This is a genomic window from Kitasatospora putterlickiae (genome assembly GCF_039527695.1).
Classification (GTDB): Bacteria; Actinomycetota; Actinomycetes; order Streptomycetales; family Streptomycetaceae; genus Kitasatospora; species Kitasatospora putterlickiae.
In genome coordinates this window covers 921-2038 of record NZ_BAAAKJ010000317.1, presented here as the reverse complement: position 1 = coordinate 2038, position 1118 = coordinate 921, and the positions used below count along the sequence as shown (strand labels likewise).

Below are 1118 nucleotides of genomic sequence, written 5' to 3'. Positions count from 1 at the left end.
CCGCCGACCGCCGCCGCGCGGTGCTCGTCGCCTGGGGCGCCGCCGGTGCCGGACTGCTGTTCGCCGTCGCGGTGGCCGGCACCTCGGTCACCCCGGCCTCCGGCGGCCCGGCCGTGCCCGCGTGGTCCGGCCCCGCCACCCTGCTGGCCGCCGCCGCCCTGCTGGCCGCCGCCGCGATCGGCGCCGACGGCGCCAACGCCCGCGTGGCCGGCATCGCCTTCGGCTGGCGTCAGCCGGTCGCCGCCCTGGTGGTGGCCGCCGCCGTGCTCGCCCCGCTGGGCACCGGCCTCTGGTGGGCCGTCACCGGCGCCGACGGCCCGCTGAACCGCGGCCGCGCCGCCCAGGTGCCCGCCTTCATCGCCGAGCAGGCCGGCACCACCGACCGCTCCCGCACCCTGGTCGTCACCGGCGACCCCAAGGGCGGCTCGGTCAGCTACACCCTGGTCCGCGGCGCGGGCCTGACGCTCGGCCAGGCCGAGTCCACCGTCGACCCGGCCACCGGCACCACGGCCGGCCTGGACCGCGTGGTCGGCAGCCTGCTGGCCGGCTCCGGAGCCGACCAGGCGGGCGCGCTCTCCCGCTACGGCATCGCCTACGTGCTGGTCGACCAGCCGCTGATCGGCGCCTTCAAGGAAGTCCTGGACACCACCCCCGGCCTGGTCAAGGCCAACCAGGACGGCGGCGCCGCGCTCTGGCAGGTCGACGGCACCCCCGCCACCCGCGCGCTGATCACCGCCCCGGGCGCCGTCCCCGTCGTCGTCCCGTCCGGCGAGCGCGACCTCGACACCACGCTGCCGGCCGGCGGCGAGGGCCGGGTGCTGCGGCTCGCCGAGTCCGCCGCCCCGGAGTGGAAGGCCACCCTGGACGGCACCGCCCTGGAGCCGGTCACCGTCGACGGCTGGGCGCAGGGCTTCAAGCTCCCGGCGGGCGGCGGCAAGCTGGTCGTCACCCGGGAGGACGGCCTGCTGCACACCGGCTGGGTCTGGGCCCAGCTGCTGCTCGGCCTGACCGTCCTGGTGCTGGCCCTGCCCGGCCGGCGCAGCCACAAGGACGACGACCTGCCCGAGGGCGTGGTGGAGGCCGCCGCGCTGGCCGCCGCCGCCCAGGCGCAGGGGCCG

General features: G+C 79.2%; 1 pseudogene. It reads left to right on the top strand.

From position 1 onward, the window contains the following. Positions 1-1118, top strand: a pseudogene (locus ABD308_RS30080) (family 2 glycosyl transferase); the annotation flags it as partial.